Origin of the sequence: Ligilactobacillus animalis KCTC 3501 = DSM 20602 (assembly GCF_001434535.1) — a bacterium.
GTDB lineage: Bacteria > Bacillota > Bacilli > Lactobacillales > Lactobacillaceae > Ligilactobacillus > Ligilactobacillus animalis.
Window position 1 is genome coordinate 96,926 of sequence record NZ_AYYW01000025.1, and the last position, 16,334, is coordinate 113,259.

The 16,334-nt window shown below is 42.2% G+C and carries 15 protein-coding genes; 4 read left to right on the forward strand and 11 right to left on the reverse strand.

Annotated elements, in window-relative coordinates; genetic code table 11:
• Positions 1–19: 19 nt before the first annotated feature.
• The 11 genes from whiA to FC30_RS04170 form a co-directional block, all read right to left on the reverse strand.
• Positions 20–973: a DNA-binding protein WhiA gene (whiA, locus tag FC30_RS04120; RefSeq protein WP_010689284.1), complete on the reverse strand. Its 954-nt coding sequence runs from the start codon at positions 971–973 to the stop codon at positions 20–22.
• Positions 974–985: 12 nt separating this feature from the next.
• Entirely contained in the window at positions 986–2,005 is a 1,020-nt protein-coding gene (locus FC30_RS04125) for a gluconeogenesis factor YvcK family protein (protein ID WP_010689285.1), read from the reverse strand.
• Positions 2,002–2,889 carry an RNase adapter RapZ gene (gene rapZ, locus FC30_RS04130; protein ID WP_010689286.1) on the reverse strand — a complete coding sequence of 296 codons (888 nt, stop codon included), beginning with the start codon at positions 2,887–2,889 and terminating at the stop codon, positions 2,002–2,004. Before rapZ ends, FC30_RS04125 begins: the two co-directional genes overlap by 4 nt.
• A 109-nt stretch (positions 2,890–2,998) precedes the next feature.
• The gene (gene sdaAA, locus FC30_RS04135) at positions 2,999–3,889 is read right to left on the reverse strand and encodes an L-serine ammonia-lyase, iron-sulfur-dependent, subunit alpha (protein ID WP_010689287.1); all 891 of its coding nucleotides are present in this window, start codon (positions 3,887–3,889) and stop codon (positions 2,999–3,001) included.
• A gap of 13 nt (positions 3,890–3,902) precedes the next feature.
• Positions 3,903–4,565 carry a serine dehydratase beta chain gene (locus tag FC30_RS04140; protein ID WP_191975475.1) on the reverse strand — a complete coding sequence of 221 codons (663 nt, stop codon included), beginning with the start codon at positions 4,563–4,565 and terminating at the stop codon, positions 3,903–3,905.
• 163 nt (positions 4,566–4,728) lie between these two features.
• Positions 4,729–5,202, reverse strand: coding sequence for an S-ribosylhomocysteine lyase (locus FC30_RS04145; protein ID WP_010689289.1), 474 nt, complete (start codon positions 5,200–5,202; stop codon positions 4,729–4,731).
• A 66-nt stretch (positions 5,203–5,268) separates the two neighbouring features.
• Positions 5,269–8,115: an excinuclease ABC subunit UvrA gene (gene uvrA, locus FC30_RS04150; RefSeq protein WP_010689290.1), complete on the reverse strand. Its 2,847-nt coding sequence runs from the start codon at positions 8,113–8,115 to the stop codon at positions 5,269–5,271.
• Between the two features lie 18 nt (positions 8,116–8,133).
• The gene (uvrB, locus tag FC30_RS04155) at positions 8,134–10,134 is read right to left on the reverse strand and encodes an excinuclease ABC subunit UvrB (RefSeq protein WP_010689291.1); all 2,001 of its coding nucleotides are present in this window, start codon (positions 10,132–10,134) and stop codon (positions 8,134–8,136) included.
• Between the two features lie 123 nt (positions 10,135–10,257).
• Complete coding sequence (locus FC30_RS04160; protein ID WP_056938480.1) at positions 10,258–11,985, reverse strand: phospho-sugar mutase; 1,728 nt, start codon at positions 11,983–11,985, stop codon at positions 10,258–10,260.
• Between the two features lie 109 nt (positions 11,986–12,094).
• Entirely contained in the window at positions 12,095–13,234 is a 1,140-nt protein-coding gene (locus FC30_RS04165) for a tyrosine-type recombinase/integrase (RefSeq protein WP_010689293.1), read from the reverse strand.
• Positions 13,235–13,691: 457 nt separating this feature from the next.
• The gene (locus tag FC30_RS04170; protein WP_010689295.1) at positions 13,692–14,492 is read right to left on the reverse strand and encodes a helix-turn-helix domain-containing protein; all 801 of its coding nucleotides are present in this window, start codon (positions 14,490–14,492) and stop codon (positions 13,692–13,694) included.
• 135 nt (positions 14,493–14,627) lie between these two features.
• Between FC30_RS04170 and FC30_RS04175 the strand changes: the two genes are divergently transcribed.
• The 4 genes from FC30_RS04175 (at position 14,628) to FC30_RS04190 (ending at position 16,242) form a co-directional block, all read left to right on the forward strand.
• The gene (locus FC30_RS04175) at positions 14,628–14,819 is read left to right on the forward strand and encodes a MarR family transcriptional regulator (RefSeq protein WP_010689296.1); all 192 of its coding nucleotides are present in this window, start codon (positions 14,628–14,630) and stop codon (positions 14,817–14,819) included.
• A 38-nt stretch (positions 14,820–14,857) separates the two neighbouring features.
• A complete protein-coding gene (locus FC30_RS04180; RefSeq protein WP_010689297.1) occupies positions 14,858–15,499 on the forward strand; it encodes a Rha family transcriptional regulator in 642 nt (213 codons plus the stop codon).
• Positions 15,500–15,614: 115 nt separating this feature from the next.
• Positions 15,615–15,965: a hypothetical protein gene (locus FC30_RS04185; RefSeq protein WP_010689298.1), complete on the forward strand. Its 351-nt coding sequence runs from the start codon at positions 15,615–15,617 to the stop codon at positions 15,963–15,965.
• Positions 15,958–16,242: a hypothetical protein gene (locus FC30_RS04190; protein ID WP_010689300.1), complete on the forward strand. Its 285-nt coding sequence runs from the start codon at positions 15,958–15,960 to the stop codon at positions 16,240–16,242. Before FC30_RS04185 ends, FC30_RS04190 begins: the two co-directional genes overlap by 8 nt.
• Positions 16,243–16,334: the final 92 nt, after the last annotated feature.

The window sequence follows — 16,334 nt, forward strand, 5'->3', positions numbered from 1 at the left end:
AAAAGCTAAATTATCGACTTTATCCATTTGAAATATTCTCATTTTCTTCTGCACGCAACTGCTGTGCATACTCATTTAACTTACGCAAACGATGATTGATCCCTGATTTTGAGATCGGTCCCCCAGCAACTAATTCACCTAGTTCTTTTAAACTGACCTCTGGATGAGCGATCCGCGCTTGGGCTACTTCTTGTAACTTTTGCGGTAAACTCTCAAGCCCGATCCGTTGATCCAAATATTCGATATTTTCGATCTGCCGTTTGGCTGCATCAGCGACCTTGTTCATGTTTGCATTCTCACAATTGACGATACGGTTAACTGAATTTCGCATATCACGAACGATCCGGATATCTTCAAACTTCAACATTGAAGCCGTAGCCCCGATCAACGATAGAAAATCAGCGATCTTTTCCGCCTCTTTTAGATAGGTGATATAGCCACTTCGCCGCTCAGTTGTCCGAGCATTTAGACCATAACGATTGACCATCTTGCAGATCGTTTCATTATGATCTTCATACAACGAATAGATCTCTAAATGGTATCGACTCGTTTCTGGATTATTGACTGATCCAGTCGCTAAGAAAGCCCCGCGTAAGTAAGATCTTACTTTGGCATCATCATCTAGAAAAGCTAACGGTACTGTTTCTTTGATCTGGAAACCATCTAAAATATCTAGATCTTTTAAAACATGATCACTTCCAGTTTTCAAACGCACGATATACAAGTTATTCTTCTTTAACTTCATCTTACGGCGTACCAGCAATTCACTTTCAACATCGTAGAACTGTTTTAATAAAACATAGATGCGCCGAGCGATCGCAGGATTTTCAGTTTGGACACTCAAAACAAATTGATGATTGACGATGCTAAGCGAACCATTCATCCGGATCAAAGCCATCAATTCCGCCTTGGCATTGCCAAAATGCACCTCAAGTGTCGTCAATTCTTTTTTTACGTCACTGGCGTATGACATTTAGCCACCCCTCTAATTCAATTCATTGGCATACCATGACTTAGGGCGTCCGAGCAACCGCATCAATTCTTTCACGACCTGTTCGCCATCATGAAAAACACCACGGTCGCGCAATTTCAAAAAGTTGTCCGAGATCACACGACACCCTTGTTCTCTCAAACCGTTAAAGTCATAAGCCACTTGATATAAATATTCATCGTATTTTTGCCGATCCATATAATCTTTTGGTACTGGTTCGGTATTGACCAGTACCGTATCGATGAAGCGTTGTCCTAAATGCCGATTCAAGACCCGCACATGTTCTGCATCGGTAAAACGTTCCGTCTCCCCCTTTTGCGTCATGATATTACAGATATAAACAACTTCAGCTTTAGTCTCACAAACAGCCCGCCCAACATTATCGATCATCAAGTTAGGCAAAATACTGGTGAATAAACTGCCCGGCCCTAAAACGATCTGATCAGCTTCCATGATCGCTTGAATAACTTCTTCTTTGGCTTCGGGTTTCTCATCATCGATCGAGGTCACCCAAACTTTTTCGATCGTTTTGCCAGCAGCCGAAATATGTGATTCCCCTGCCAAAGTCGTTCCATCATTAAAGCGCGCATTCAACGTCAACGGAATATCAGACGCAGGGTAAACGTGTCCCTGGATCCTCATCAATTCCGAAAGTTCTTGGACCGCATCAAAGATCCCACGATCATCCATCTCAGATAAAGCAGCGATCACTAAATTACCGATCGCATGCCCCGAAAAGAATTGATCGTTGGACTTAAACCGATATTGAAAGATCTGTTTGTAGATCTCTGGCATATCTGATAGTGCTACCAACACATTACGGATGTCACCTGGGGGCACGACATTGATATAATCTCGAATGACCCCCGAGGAACCGCCATCATCAGCCACCGTCACGACCGCAGTGATATCAACATCATATTGGCGCAGGCCATTTAAAATAACGGGTAAGCCCGTACCCCCACCGATCACCACGATCTTCGGGCGATGCCGATTTACTCTTGATTTCATCATGAACGATTCACAGTCTCCTTTCGTTTCGCCATATCGCGGTGGGTGATGTTCACCGGATATTTCTCTTGTAAAGCTTCCCCAATACGATTAGCCAGGGCCACTGAACGGTGTTGTCCACCAGTACACCCGATCGCGATCGTAACACTTGACTTGCCTTCTTTTTGATAGCCCGGCATCACAAAACGCAACATCTTGATAAATTGTTGATAAAATTCTTCAGTCATCTCGGAGTTCATGACGTAATCATAGACTGCCTGATCATTACCGGTTTTTTCACGTAATTCTTTAATGTAATATGGATTTGGTAAGAAACGAACATCCATCACGATGTCAGCATCGATCGGGACTCCATATTTAAAACCAAACGACATTACATTAACGTGAAAGGCCGTACTTTGATCGCTTTCAAAGTTCAAAAAGAGCTCTTCACGTAATTGACGCGGTGAGATCTTACTCGTATCGATCACAAGCTGAGCTTTAGATTTGATCTCGGATAACGATTCACGCTCACGTTGGATACCATCTAAAACACGTCCATCCATTGCTAAAGGATGCGCTCTTCTTGTTTCCTTATAACGAGCTACCAGTTCTTCATCCGACGCATCTAAAAACAAGATCTTCGGCCGTAAATTATCGTTACCATCATCTAACTCTTGTAACATCCCAAAGATCTCATCGTAAAAAGCCCGCGAGCGCAGATCGATCACCAAAGCGACCTTACTGATCTTACCGGATTCCTTGACCAACTCCCAGAATTTCCCTAGTAAAGCTGGTGGCATATTGTCCACACAAAAATACCCGAGATCTTCAAAACTTTGCATTGCAACGGTCTTACCAGCACCACTCATCCCGGTCACTACGACTAATTGTATTGCTTCTGCCATTATTAACGCCCCCAATTAAAATCCATCGACTAATTATAACACATCCGGGTGTATCATTCATTAAACAGCGATCTTAGCCTATTAAAAAAGCAGCTCGTCTGAACTGCTTTTAATCTAGATCTAGTTCTTGCCCAAAGATCTTCAATTTCATCTTGATCCCCGTTGGTGTAGCGGCTAATCCTCCCAGCCCTGTTTCACGTAACTGAGCTGGTAGCCGTTTACCGATCCGTTTCATTGCTAAAATAACTTCATCTGCAGGGATCTTATTTTCCAGACCTGCTAAAGCCATGTCAGCTGCAGCTAGGGCATTGACCGAACCAACAACATTGCGTTTAACACAGGGGATCTCAACTAAGCCCGCGACTGGATCACAGACTAGTCCCAGCAAATTGCTCAATGCCATTGCAAAAGCTTCAGCTGCTTGCGTTGGACTACCACCACAGATCTCGACGGCTGCTGCAGCTGCCATTCCAGAAGCACTACCGACTTCTGCTTGGCAACCACCAGTGGCACCTGCGATCATCGCATTGTTGGCTGTCACCATTCCAAATGCACTGGCGCAAAAAAGAAAGGCTACCATCTGATCTGTCGTCAAGCCCCGCTTTTTTTGTAAGGCAAATAATACGCCTGGGATCGTTCCCGAAGAGCCTGCGGTTGGAGTCGCACAGATCAATCCCATAGCCGCATTGACCTCATTTGTGGCTAATGAATTTTCGATCGCATAAAGGACCGTTTCATCCGTTAAACCTTGACCTGATTCGCGGTATTTTCTCATCTTAGCCGCTTCGCCCCCAGTCAACCCCGTTGGCGAGTGGACGCCCTCACCTTTTGTCCCGCGGTCAGCTGCTGCTAACATCACTTCCAATTGGCGTTGCATCTTAGCCCAAACTTCAGCGCGACTGGCACGTGAATAAGACATTTCTTGTTCTAACATCAATTCCCAGATAGGCTTATCTTGTTTGAGCGCCGTTTCTACTATTTCTGCTACACTGTTATACATATAAGTTCCTCGATCATAGGCAGACCAAACTGCAACTTTGTGCTTTGATCTGCTCTAAAACATTTTTTGGTGGCAAGCGGTCAAGATCAAATTCATGGATCAAGTTACCTTGGCCAAAAATATTAGTCATCTCATGTCTGATCTTGATATTATCTTGATTTAAACTCTCTTTGATGTGGGCTGTAAAATCCGTCTCAGCCCAGCACAACATGATCGGCAAAGGCCCTAAAGGTGCAAAACGACAGCCATCTAATTCAAGTTCTCGGATCTCGATCGTACCGCCACCGATCGAACAACCACCGACTTTGATCATTTTATCAGCATTCTTTAGCGTAATGATCGCCGTATTGGGATGCCCGATCGGACTTTTTCCTTCATGTTCATTAAAAATGACCTCGATCCCTTGAGCCCGTGCGATATCGACCGCTTCAGGGACACGCAGATCGTCTGTTTGCATCCCTAATACACCTGCGATCACAGCATAGTCAGTTCCATGCCCTTGATGGGTTTTTGCAAAAGATTCATAGTAGTCGACTATCACCTGTTCGATCGGCTCGCCAAATATTTTGTGGGCTGCTTGACCGATCGCTACAGCCCCAGCAGTATGCGAACTTGAAGGACCTACCATCACAGGTCCGATAATATCAAAAACACTCTTGTAATTCCCGCTCACCATTTTCACCTCGACGTAAGTCATTTTTTATTAATGTATCACTAAAGTTCGCCTTTTGTCACTACATGTGAAAAATTTAATTTAATTTTTTTCAATCTGGCACAGCTTACTAACCTAGTCCCCAAAAAGGGCTAGCCCAACACTTGAGCTAGCCCTAAGTTGTCGATTATTCTACTACTGTGCGTTCAAATGGATCAGATGAGATACCTTCATCCAAGATCTTTTGACACCATTCCTTAGCTGAGAACAATGAGTGGTCACGGTAATTACCGCAACTCTTGGTGTCAGTTCCTTGAACATCTTCCCAAGAAGCATTCAAAATATCATTTAAGGATGCTTTTAAGGCTTTAGCAACTTCGACTGTATCGTGCTCGCCCCACATGATCAAGTGAAAACCTGTCCGGCAACCAAATGGCGAGCAATCGATCACGCCATCCATATGGTCACGCAAATAACCAGCTAACATATGCTCGATCGTATGCAAACCCGCTGTTGGGATCGCATTTTCATTTGGTTGGACCAATCTAAGATCAAAGTTTGAGATCTGATCACCCTTTGGTCCTTCTTCTACCGTGATCAAACGCACATAAGGCGCCTTGACTGCGGTATGATCTAATGTAAAGCTTTCAACTTCTGCCATTCTATCAACACCCCTATTATTAATTGTACACTTTAACTTTAACAGTTTGGCGTTAAAAAGCAAGTCTTAATCTTCTCGTGGTTCATAATGTCCTTTTTCTAAAAGTGGTCTTAAATACTTACCCGTGTAACTTTGCTCGATCTGACACAACTCTTCGGGTGTCCCGATACCAACGATCTGTCCACCACGTTGACCGCCTTCTGGTCCTAGATCGATCAAATGATCCGCCGATTTGATGACATCTAAATTGTGCTCGATCACCAATACCGTATTTCCCTTATCAACTAATCGCTGTAAGACATTTAATAAGCGTTTGATATCATCGGTATGCAAGCCGGTAGTTGGCTCATCTAAAATATAAAAGGTCTTGCCCGCCGATTTACGGTGTAATTCAGAAGCTAACTTCATCCGTTGGGCTTCTCCACCGGATAAAGTCGTTGCTGGTTGCCCCAACGAGACATACCCTAACCCAACATCGACGATCGTTTGCAATTTGCGCTTGATCTTAGGGATCGCACTAAAGAATTCTAATGCTTCCAAGACATTCATCTCTAAGATCTGAGCGATATTTTTGCCTTTATATTCAACTTCTAGTGTTTCAGAATTATAACGGGCTTCGTGACAAACTTCACATGGCACATACACATCAGGTAAGAAATTCATCTCGATCTTGATGATCCCATCACCCTTACAGGCTTCACAGCGACCACCTTTTACGTTAAAACTAAAACGACCTTTGCCATAGCCCCGCAACTTAGCTTGGTTAGTTTGGGCAAATAAGCCCCGTATATCGTCAAAGACCCCCGTATATGTCGCAGGATTACTCCGCGGAGTACGCCCGATCGGACTTTGATCGATATTGATGACTTTTTCAAGGTGTTCAGTCCCCTTGATCTCCTTGAATTTACCTGGTTTTTCAGAATTATGGTGTAATTTTTGGGCTAAGGCTCGTTTCAAGATCATGTTGACCAACGTGGACTTACCAGAACCTGAAACACCAGTGACTGCAATGAATTCACCCAATGGGAATTTTACATCGATATCCTTAAGATTATTTTCCGTTGCTCCAATGATCTCAATAAAATTCCCATTCCCTTGCCGTCTGGTAGCTGGGATCGGAATATATTTTTTCCCAGCTAGATATTGTCCAGTCAATGATCGCTTCGAACGGGCAACTTGCTTAGGTGTTCCCGCAGCCATGACTTGACCACCTTCTACCCCAGCACCTGGACCGATATCGATCAAATAATCAGCAGCTCGCATCGTGTCTTCATCGTGTTCTACTACGACCAAAGTATTTCCCAACTCACACATGGCACGTAAAGAAGCGATCAAACGATCATTATCGCGTTGATGTAACCCGATCGAAGGTTCATCTAAAATATATAAGACCCCGGAAAGGTTAGAGCCAATCTGGGTCGCTAAGCGGATCCGTTGAGCTTCCCCCCCAGAAAGTGTCCGTGCTGAACGGCTTAAATTCAGATAATCCAACCCAACATTCACTAAAAATGTCAACCGGTCTTTGATCTCCTTTAAGATCGGACGCGCGATCTGAGCCGCTTGTTCACTAAATTCTAAGCCCTTAAAAAAGGCCAATTCATCGGCGATCGGCAGATCAGAAATTTCACCGATATGCTTGCCAGCGATCTTGACCGCCAAAGCTTGGCGATTCAACCGATATCCATGACACGTTTGACATTGCAAGCTCGTCATATATTTGCGCATCACATCGCGGGTAAAATCGCTATTGGTCTCATGATAACGCCGATCAATATTGGGGATGACCCCTTCAAAGGTCGTATCGATGTCACGGATCCCGCCAAAATCATTTTCATATCGGAAATGGAAAGTCTTATCTTTAGCACCATATAAAACGATATCTTGTTGTTCTTGCGGTAGATCTTCAAACGGTGTATCCATGTTGATCCCGAAGGCTTCACATGCTTGCTTTAATAGCGTTGGATAATATTTGGAACTGATCGGATTCCACGGTTCCATCGCCCCTTCGTTAAGGGTCTTTTTTCGATCAGGTACGACTAGATCGATATCGACTTCAAGTTTCATTCCTAACCCATCGCAATCTGGACAAGCTCCAAAAGGCGCATTGAAAGAAAAGAGTCGTGGCTCAAGTTCACCGATCGTAAAGCCACAATAAGGGCAAGCAAAATTTTCCGAAAATTGCAACATTTTATCGCCGATCACATCAACAAACACTCGACCTTCAGCCAAGCGTAACGTTGCTTCAAATGAATCAAATAATCGTGAACGGATCCCTTCTTTAACAACGATCCGATCGACTACTACAAAGATATCATGTTTGAGATTCTTATCTAGCTCGAGATCTTCAGCAATATCATGCATTTTTCCATCGATCATAACTCGAACAAAGCCTTCACGTTTGATCTTCTCTAAAACTTTTTTATGCTGTCCCTTTTTACCTACCACGATCGGTGCTAAGATCTGGAGTTTAGTCCTTTCAGGGAGTTGCAAGACTCGATCGACCATTTGCTCAGGCGATTGGCTCGTGATCTCACTGCCATCATTAGGACAGATCGGCGTACCTACGCGAGCCCATAACAAACGCAAATAGTCATTGATCTCCGTTACAGTCCCAACCGTTGAACGTGGGTTTTTCGAAGTCGTCTTTTGATCGATCGAGATCGCTGGCGAAAGTCCATCGATCGAATCGACATCGGGTTTGTCCATCTGACCTAAAAATTGCCTAGCATAAGCTGACAAACTCTCAACATAGCGGCGTTGGCCTTCAGCATATAAAGTATCAAAGGCGAGCGAACTTTTACCTGAACCGGAAAGCCCCGTGATCACGACAAGTTTTTCTTTAGGGATCTCAACATTGATATCTTTTAAATTATGCTCTCTAGCACCACGGATCGTAATCTTATTTTTTCCCACAACTTTCATCCTTTCTACTTAATCAAGCTGTGCTTTTAATTCCATCACAGTATCACGTAAAGCGGCTGCATCCTCAAAGTCAAGGTTCTTAGCAGCAGTACGCATTTGCTCCTCTAAACGTGCGATCATTTCGCGTTGTTCTTGTTTGCTCAATTCATCAAAATCGAGTTTATCATTTAAAGCTTTAGTGCTTTCTTTTGGTTTAGTCGTCATGGTGATCACATCACGGATCTCCTTTTTGACTGTTTTTGGCACGATTCCATGTTCTTCATTGTATTGTATTTGGATCGTCCGACGTCGAGCTGTTTCGTCCATCGCTGCTTGCATCGAATCTGTTACTGTATCAGCATACATGATCACATGCCCATTTTCATTTCGCGCAGCTCGGCCGATCGTTTGGATCAAAGACCGTTCATTGCGCAAAAAGCCTTCTTTATCAGCATCTAAGATCGCAACTAATGAGACCTCTGGCACATCGATCCCTTCACGTAATAAATTGATCCCAACGAGCACATCAAATTTTCCTAAACGTAGATCGCGCACGATCTGGGTCCGTTCAAGTGTCTTGATATCAGAATGCAGATACTTGACTTTAATACTCATCTCTTTAAAGTAATCGGTCAGATCTTCTGCCATTTTCTTAGTCAAAGTCGTTACAAAGACGCGCTCATCGCGCTCAGTTCTTTTGGCGATCTCAGCCACTAGATCGTCCATTTGTCCCATGATCGGACGAACTTCAACTTCTGGATCCAATAATCCCGTCGGTCGAATGATCTGTTGCACGACCGTATCGGTACGTTCTTGTTCATAAACACCTGGGGTCGCCGACATATAAATGATCTGATTTACTCGTTCTTCAAATTCAGCTAACTTTAATGGGCGGTTATCTAAGGCACTTGGAAGGCGGAAACCGTAATCGACTAGCATCTGTTTACGTGAGCGGTCACCATTGTACATCCCGCGCACTTGGGGCATCGTAACATGGGATTCATCGACTACGATCAAAAAATCATCGGGGAAGAAGTCCAACAACGTATATGGTGCTTCACCCGGTTTTCTTCCATCCATATGCCGTGAATAATTTTCGATCCCTGAACAATATCCCATTTCACGCAACATCTCAATGTCGTATGTCGTTCGTTGTTCTAAACGTTGAGCTTCTAACAACTTGCCATCAGCGCGCAAGACTTCTAACCTTTGAGCTAATTCGGCTTCGATGCTCTTGATCGATCCTTCTAAGCGTTCACCACTTGTCAAAAAGTGAGTTGCTGGGAAGATGACAACGTGATTGCGATCACCCAAGATCTCTCCAGTCAAAGGGTCAACTTCTCGGATCCGGTCGATCTCATCCCCAAAAAATTCAACTCTAAGCGCTTGTTCATCACGTGAAGCTGGGAAGATCTCGACAACATCGCCGCGAACACGAAAGCGTCCCCGTTGAAAGTCGATATCGTTACGTTCAAATTGAACATCGATCAGTTGGTTCAACAACTTATCTCGTTCGATCTCTTGACCTACTCGCAATGAAAGAGCTTGATCACGATATTCTTTTGGATCACCTAAACCAAATATCGATGAAACTGAGGCCACCACGATCACATCATTGCGCTCTAATAACGAACTAGTCGCAGAGTGGCGTAATTTATCGATCTCATCATTGATGCTCGAATCCTTTTCGATATAAGTATCACTTGAAGGAACATAAGCTTCAGGTTGATAGTAATCGTAGTAGGATACAAAATATTCAACAGCATTGTCTGGGAAAAATTCTTTGAACTCCCCGTAGAGCTGTCCCGCCAAGGTCTTATTATGGGCTAAGACCAAAGTTGGCTTGTTGGCTTTAGCGATCACATTTGAGATCGTAAAAGTTTTCCCGGTCCCAGTAGCCCCTAATAAGATCTGTTCTTTTTTACCAGCTTTGATCCCGGTCGCAAGCTCAGCGATCGCTTGTGGTTGATCTCCAGTTGGTTGATATTTTGAAACTAATTTGAACTCTTTATCGGCTTGACGTTCGATCAAATGATTACCCCCTCATTAAAAACTATTGCTTACAAGATTATACCACAACGAACGTATTTTCGCATCAGCAGAATCAAAAAAGACACGGCCATTTACCGTGTCTTCAGCATCTAACAGCTAATTTTAGCCCTTGATGAAATCATTGATTGCTTTTTCAAATTTTTCACATTTAGCTTGTGCATCAGCTTCGGAATCACCTTGTGTACCAATGTAAAATTTGATCTTTGGTTCTGTACCTGAAGGACGAACTGCGATCCAAGTTCCATCTTCAAGGAAGTACTTCAAAACATTTGACCTAGGCAAGTTGATCGCTGTCACATTCCCAGCTGCATCTTGGCGACTAGAAGCTTGATAATCTTCAGCTGCGATCACTTTATAACCAGCAAAATCAGTTGGTAATTCTTGACGGAACTTAGCCATCAAATCTTTGATCTCTTGTGCACCTTCGATCCCATCAAAGGTCAAAGCGATCGTCTTTTCAGCAAAATAGCCGTATTTTTCAAATAATTCTTGGAGACCATCGTATAAGTTCTTACCTTGTTTCTTGTAGAAGGCAGCTACTTCAGCTAATAGTACCAAAGATTGGATCGCATCTTTATCGCGCACGAATGGACGGATCAAATAACCATAACTTTCTTCAAAGCCTAACATGAAGCTGTGTTCATTGGTTTCTTCAAAATGTTGGATCTGTTCGGCAATGAACTTGAACCCAGTCAAGACATTGATCGCTTCGACCCCAAAATCAGCTGCAACTTTAGCAGCAAATTCACTTGAAACGATTGATTTTACTAAAGCCCCGTTTGCAGGCAAGTTACCTGCTTTTTTACGAGCCGTTAAAATATAGTTCAACATCAAAGCTGCGATCTGGTTACCTGTCAACAATTCGTATTCGCCATCTGGTTGACGAACAGCTGCTCCCAAACGGTCTGCATCAGGATCGACAGCTACTAAAAGATCAGCTTTTTGGCTCTTGCCTAATTTGATCGCTAAATCAAAAGCTTCTGTAAATTCAGGGTTTGGATGTTCAACGGTTGAGAACTCTGGATCTGGCATTGCTTGTTCTGGGACCATCGTAAAGTCTTCAAAACCAGCTTGACGTAAGGCTTTTTCACCTAACATCCCACCAGTACCGTGAAGTGGAGTAAAGACCAACTTCATCGTTTTACCCTCTTCAGCCACTAACTCACGATCGATCGTTACTTCTTTGGCATTTTCTAAGTAAACTTCATCGACTTCTGAACCGATGACTTTCAATGTTCCATCATTGATCAAAGCATCTTTATCAGCAACTTCAACGGCAAAAAGATCATCAACTTCGCGGATATAATTCGTGATCATATCTGATTCTTTTGGTGGCATTTGCGCCCCATCTTCACCATAGATCTTATAACCGTTATATTGTTTTGGATTATGGCTCGCTGTGATCATGATCCCTGCATAAGCATGTAGATGCCGAACGGTAAAGGATAGTTCTGGGGTCGGACGTAAGCTTTCAAAGACAAAGCTTGGAATCCCGTGTGCCCCTAAAACACGTGCTGCTTCAAAAGCAAATTCTTGTGACATGTGACGTGAATCATAACTGATCGCTACACCACGTAATTTTGTTTCTTCATCCAAGGTATCCATAAAGCGTGCCAAACCTTCAGTTGCTTGGCGCACAGTATAAATATTCATGCGGTTGATCCCAGCACCGATCAAGCCACGCATCCCAGCTGTCCCAAATTCCATTGGTGTATAGAAGGCATCTTCCAATGCTTCTTTATCATTTACGATCTTATCAAGGTCTTCCCGAACTTCAGGTGCTAGATCAGGTTGTTTGTTCCAAATAGTATAAGTCTCTTCCCAACTCATATAATCACCTCATTTATCTATTCAAATCTAGTATACTATCAATCGCCTAAACTTGCTATAACAAGCACTTTTACGCTTACAAAAAATTTAAGGGTCTCTTTTAGGGTCTCTATCCCAGATATTTAACAAGTTTATTGATCGTTGCTTTTTGATCTTGCTTAGTCAAGTGAGTGTAAACATCAAGCGTTGTTTGTACTTTTTCATGACCTAAACGAGTTTGAACTTCTTTGACGCTAGCGCCAGCAGATAATAACAAAGTAGCGTGCGTGTGTCTGAAGCCGTGAGGGGTGATCTTAGGTAAACTAGTATCGATCGCACAGATCTTTTTTACCCAAGCATAGACCGTACAGCGTGCTAAAAATTCATTTTTAGTATTGCTAAATACTAATTGATTGCTAGACATCGCATTGATCCCACGTTTTAACAAGTAACTAGCTTGTTTGACTTGCCAGCGTTTCAAGACCTTCATCGTTTCGTGATCCATAACCAATAAGCGTTTACTAGCTGAAGTTTTTGGCGATTGTATAATGGACTTATTGCCGACACCCCGAGCAACTGTTTTACTGATGCTGATCGTGTTATTTGAAAAATCGACATCATCCCAAGTCAGGGCTATAAGCTCCCCTATTCGCATACCGCTATAAGCTAACGTTCTAAGTACAGCATAGTTTTTAAGCCCCACTTTTTCCGCAATTGTCAAGAAGCGTTTCAACTCTATTGGTTCAAAGTAATTGCGTTCCTTGCGTATTACCCTTTGACGTGGTCTTATGACATCTTTAAACGGGTTGCGATCGGTCAACTCTAATCTTTTGGCAAAATCTATCACATTAGATGCATACCCGAGCAATTGTTTAAACGATGCAGGCGAATTTTTAGCCCAAACATTGACCATCTTTTGACAGCTAGCAAGTTTTAGTTTATCCACACGATACATCCCTATTTGTGGCAATATCTGACTTTTAAAAAGTGACAGCACTTTATTAAGTGTTGACTCTTTAACCGTTATTTTATATTGATCTAACCACATCAAATAGACATCTTTAAAAAGCTTGCTATCTAGTGGCTTGAAGTACCCACCACTTGAAAGGTCATACTCTAATTTAACTAGCTCTTTTTTTGCTTGTGCTTTGGTTTTAAAACCTGCACGCTTGATATATTTCTTTTTGCCAGTCATCTCATCGATCCCAGCATATACACGGAAGCGGTAAAACTTTCCTTTACTCGTTTGATACTCTGTAATTTTAGCCATGTTTATCAGTCCTTTATCTTTATTGCACAGGCTAGGTGGCTTAAAGTAATGCACGATAGGACGGCTTTATCACTGGTATCTATTCGATTGTATATGTATGGATCTATGACAAGTGCACTTTGAGGTGCAGTTGTTATTTATTACCCCCGCCCCCCATTAATCAGAGCGGAAGAGCGCACACAATGGCGTTGCCTTACGCCGGAAAGACATCCCAAAATATTTTTATAGGGGGGATGCACTTAGCCGAAAAGTCGGCCCAGTGTTTGCAATTCGATTTTATCGAAGTACAAGGCAAGTAAAAATAATTGACCTGCCTTGTACCGGACTTACAGCCCCAAGGTATGCACGTAGGCAATTCTAAATTATCGAAGTGGCTCAATTACTACAAATTACTACTTTCTCCACTTGTGGCGAAAACCCAACAAAACTCTACATTTTTAGGCGTGATACTGGCGATTTAGGATCTGCTTTCATACACTCTATAAATATCATCATCTCTGGGAGCTAATTCATAGATTAGTTGTTGTATTTCGTTTAACATCTCTTGTGCATTTCTATCAGAATTAGCCTCTTGAACAATACTTACAAATATCCTAAATAACATGTATATTCGTTCGCTTATATTTTCTCCTAACGTATCATCTCCCGAAATAAGTTTGACTGAAAGCTTATCTATTTTTTTATCCAATGCAAAGGAGTTGTAACCCATATCTCGGAAAGTTTTTTCTAACAATTCTAAATCATAGAAGACGCCTAAGGTTTCACGAGCTTTAAAATGTTCTCTCGTTGCTCCTAACTTTATCAGATTGACCATCAAATTTAGTCCCTGCCCTCTAAAGGTGTCATCGTAATAGGTAGAAGTCAGTAAATTATTGTTAATCAAATACTCCTTAAGATTCGCCTTGCCTATCAAAGTAGCTAACTGCCCTAGCTTTTCTAAATACTTAATTTCATTTTCACTTCGCTTAGTCTCTTCTGAAAGGAGTTTAAAAAGATCTTTTTCTATACTTTCGTCATCATCTTTTTTTAAAGATAATACACCACTTAAATAGCCAACGGGTACGTCAAAATAATTTGCTAGCTTTTCTAAAGATTTTGACGGAGGATCATTAGTCCCGTTCTCCCATCTTGAAAGAGTTGCATAAGAAATCTTTTTTATAGTACCTCTATCTTTTTCTGTAAATTTGTTAAACTCATCAGCTAACTGTTTTAAAGTTAGTCCTTTTTCATTTCTTAGTTGCCGTATTCGATTAGTCAAAAATAACACCCCTTTTCTAAAGTTGATTATATATTAATTTACAAAAATTGTAAAACGGTATTGACTTTACATTTTTTGTAAATTAATATTATTGTGTAGTTTACAAAAAATGTAAACCGAAAGGAGAGATAGTAAATGCAATTAACGCACGAGCAACTATTAGGGTTACGTCGTATCAAAGGCGAGCGAAATATCACAATTACAGAGCTAGCCGAAGAGATGGAAATTAGCCGTTTTGCTTTATCACGGGCGCTAAAAAACCAAGGCATCAGACCTACCAACGTGAAAATCATCAATGATTGGTTATTGAAGCAGTACGTTAAATAGCCACACAAGCAAGTTAGCAAATAGAAAGGAGCGACACAATGAACGAATTAGTATTCATGCAGTCGTTGAAAGATGAACCATACACGACAGATAAAGTTATCGCAGAATATAGCAATAATAGTTTGCACGCAGTACGGCAATTAATCAGGGATAAAAAGGACCGACTAGAACGTTATGGAATTTTGGCATTTGAAATGCGTAAATTAATTGGACGTGGACGACCTGAAAAGATCTACCATTTGAACGAGCGACAAGCAACACTACTTATCACATTCTTAGATAACACGCCCACAGTTGAAGAATTTAAAACGGCCCTAGTTGATGAATTCTTTAAACTAAGGGATGAAAAAGCGAAATGGCAACTACAACGGCTATCAGAGAAACCAATCAAGCGGGAGTTACAAGACGCAATTAAAAACTGGAAATACTATGCCCCGCATATGTATTCGAATATCAATGCCTTACTGGTCAAGAGTGTAACAGGGCTTGACGTCAAGAAGCTTAAAAATAAGCGTGGCAATGCTAAGACGGCGCTTGACCTGCTGACAGTTGAAGAACAAGAACGATACGAGCAAAACGAGCGTAAGACTATTGCTTATATCGAAGCTGGTTTCACTTACAAACAGATCAAGGCGCTTCTAAACGGCGCAAAAATGTTTGTCGCTATTGACGAGAAATAGCAACGTATCCCCTAGCCGTGACACTCAAATTTGAGAAACACGCATATAAGCCCCCGCAACAGCTTAACCCAAAACACCCACCCAATAAATGAATGATGAAAGGAAATAGAACGGAATGGAACAACTTAGCACAGACGAAAAAAATATCTTGAAACTGCTAGGATATGGTGCAGATACTGCACGGACTACCGCTTACCTTGCTGGAATTACTGGACTAGATACCCGGACAGTCCGTGACATTATCAGACGGTTAGTGATCGATCACGGCGTCCCAATCGTGGGAGTTCGTAGCGGATTAAAGCCCGGCTATTACATTGCTACCGATCAAGACGAACTAGCACGAGCAAGCGGACCACTCAAAAACGAGATCAAGCAACTAGCAAGGCGTAACCGAGCCTTAATATTCGCACAGATCCGCACTGACTGGCTGGAATATTTAAGCAAAGGAGATCAATACAATGGCTAAAGTAACGATCACACTAGACACCGAAGACATGCAACTGACGGAAGATTTTAAAAATATCGGACAGCTGGTAACTATGCTAAAAGTCGCCTCAAACGCTCCCAGCGCTCCATATATGACTAAAAGCGAAGTGGCTAGGTTCATGGGGCTTAAGTCAGTGACACCAGTTGATAAATGGATAAAGAAAGGTTTGCCAGTCGTTAAGATCGACGGGATGAACACACTCATCAAACGGCAAACGCTTATCGATTGGTTAGCAGAACACGAGACAACAGAATAATGCACACGATCCATAGAGCTATAACGATACAGCACGGGGCTAGGTGGCTTAAAGGTTAGCTTTATGGATCGCTGAAAGGAATTGAATAGACA

Bases quoted from the DNA above. Each gene is read 5' to 3' on its own strand.
- whiA (WP_010689284.1), bottom strand. From the start codon at position 973: ATGTCATACGCCAGTGACGTAAAAAAAGAATTGACGACACTTGAGGTG.
- FC30_RS04125 (WP_010689285.1), bottom strand. From the start codon at position 2,005: ATGATGAAATCAAGAGTAAATCGGCATCGCCCGAAGATCGTGGTGATC.
- rapZ (WP_010689286.1), bottom strand. From the start codon at position 2,889: ATGGCAGAAGCAATACAATTAGTCGTAGTGACCGGGATGAGTGGTGCT.
- sdaAA (WP_010689287.1), bottom strand. From the start codon at position 3,889: ATGTATAACAGTGTAGCAGAAATAGTAGAAACGGCGCTCAAACAAGAT.
- FC30_RS04140 (WP_191975475.1), bottom strand. From the start codon at position 4,565: ATGGTGAGCGGGAATTACAAGAGTGTTTTTGATATTATCGGACCTGTG.
- FC30_RS04145 (WP_010689289.1), bottom strand. From the start codon at position 5,202: ATGGCAGAAGTTGAAAGCTTTACATTAGATCATACCGCAGTCAAGGCG.
- FC30_RS04160 (WP_056938480.1), bottom strand. From the start codon at position 11,985: ATGAGTTGGGAAGAGACTTATACTATTTGGAACAAACAACCTGATCTA.
- FC30_RS04165 (WP_010689293.1), bottom strand. From the start codon at position 13,234: ATGGCTAAAATTACAGAGTATCAAACGAGTAAAGGAAAGTTTTACCGC.
- FC30_RS04175 (WP_010689296.1), top strand. From the start codon at position 14,628: ATGCAATTAACGCACGAGCAACTATTAGGGTTACGTCGTATCAAAGGC.
- FC30_RS04180 (WP_010689297.1), top strand. From the start codon at position 14,858: ATGAACGAATTAGTATTCATGCAGTCGTTGAAAGATGAACCATACACG.
- FC30_RS04185 (WP_010689298.1), top strand. From the start codon at position 15,615: ATGGAACAACTTAGCACAGACGAAAAAAATATCTTGAAACTGCTAGGA.
- FC30_RS04190 (WP_010689300.1), top strand. From the start codon at position 15,958: ATGGCTAAAGTAACGATCACACTAGACACCGAAGACATGCAACTGACG.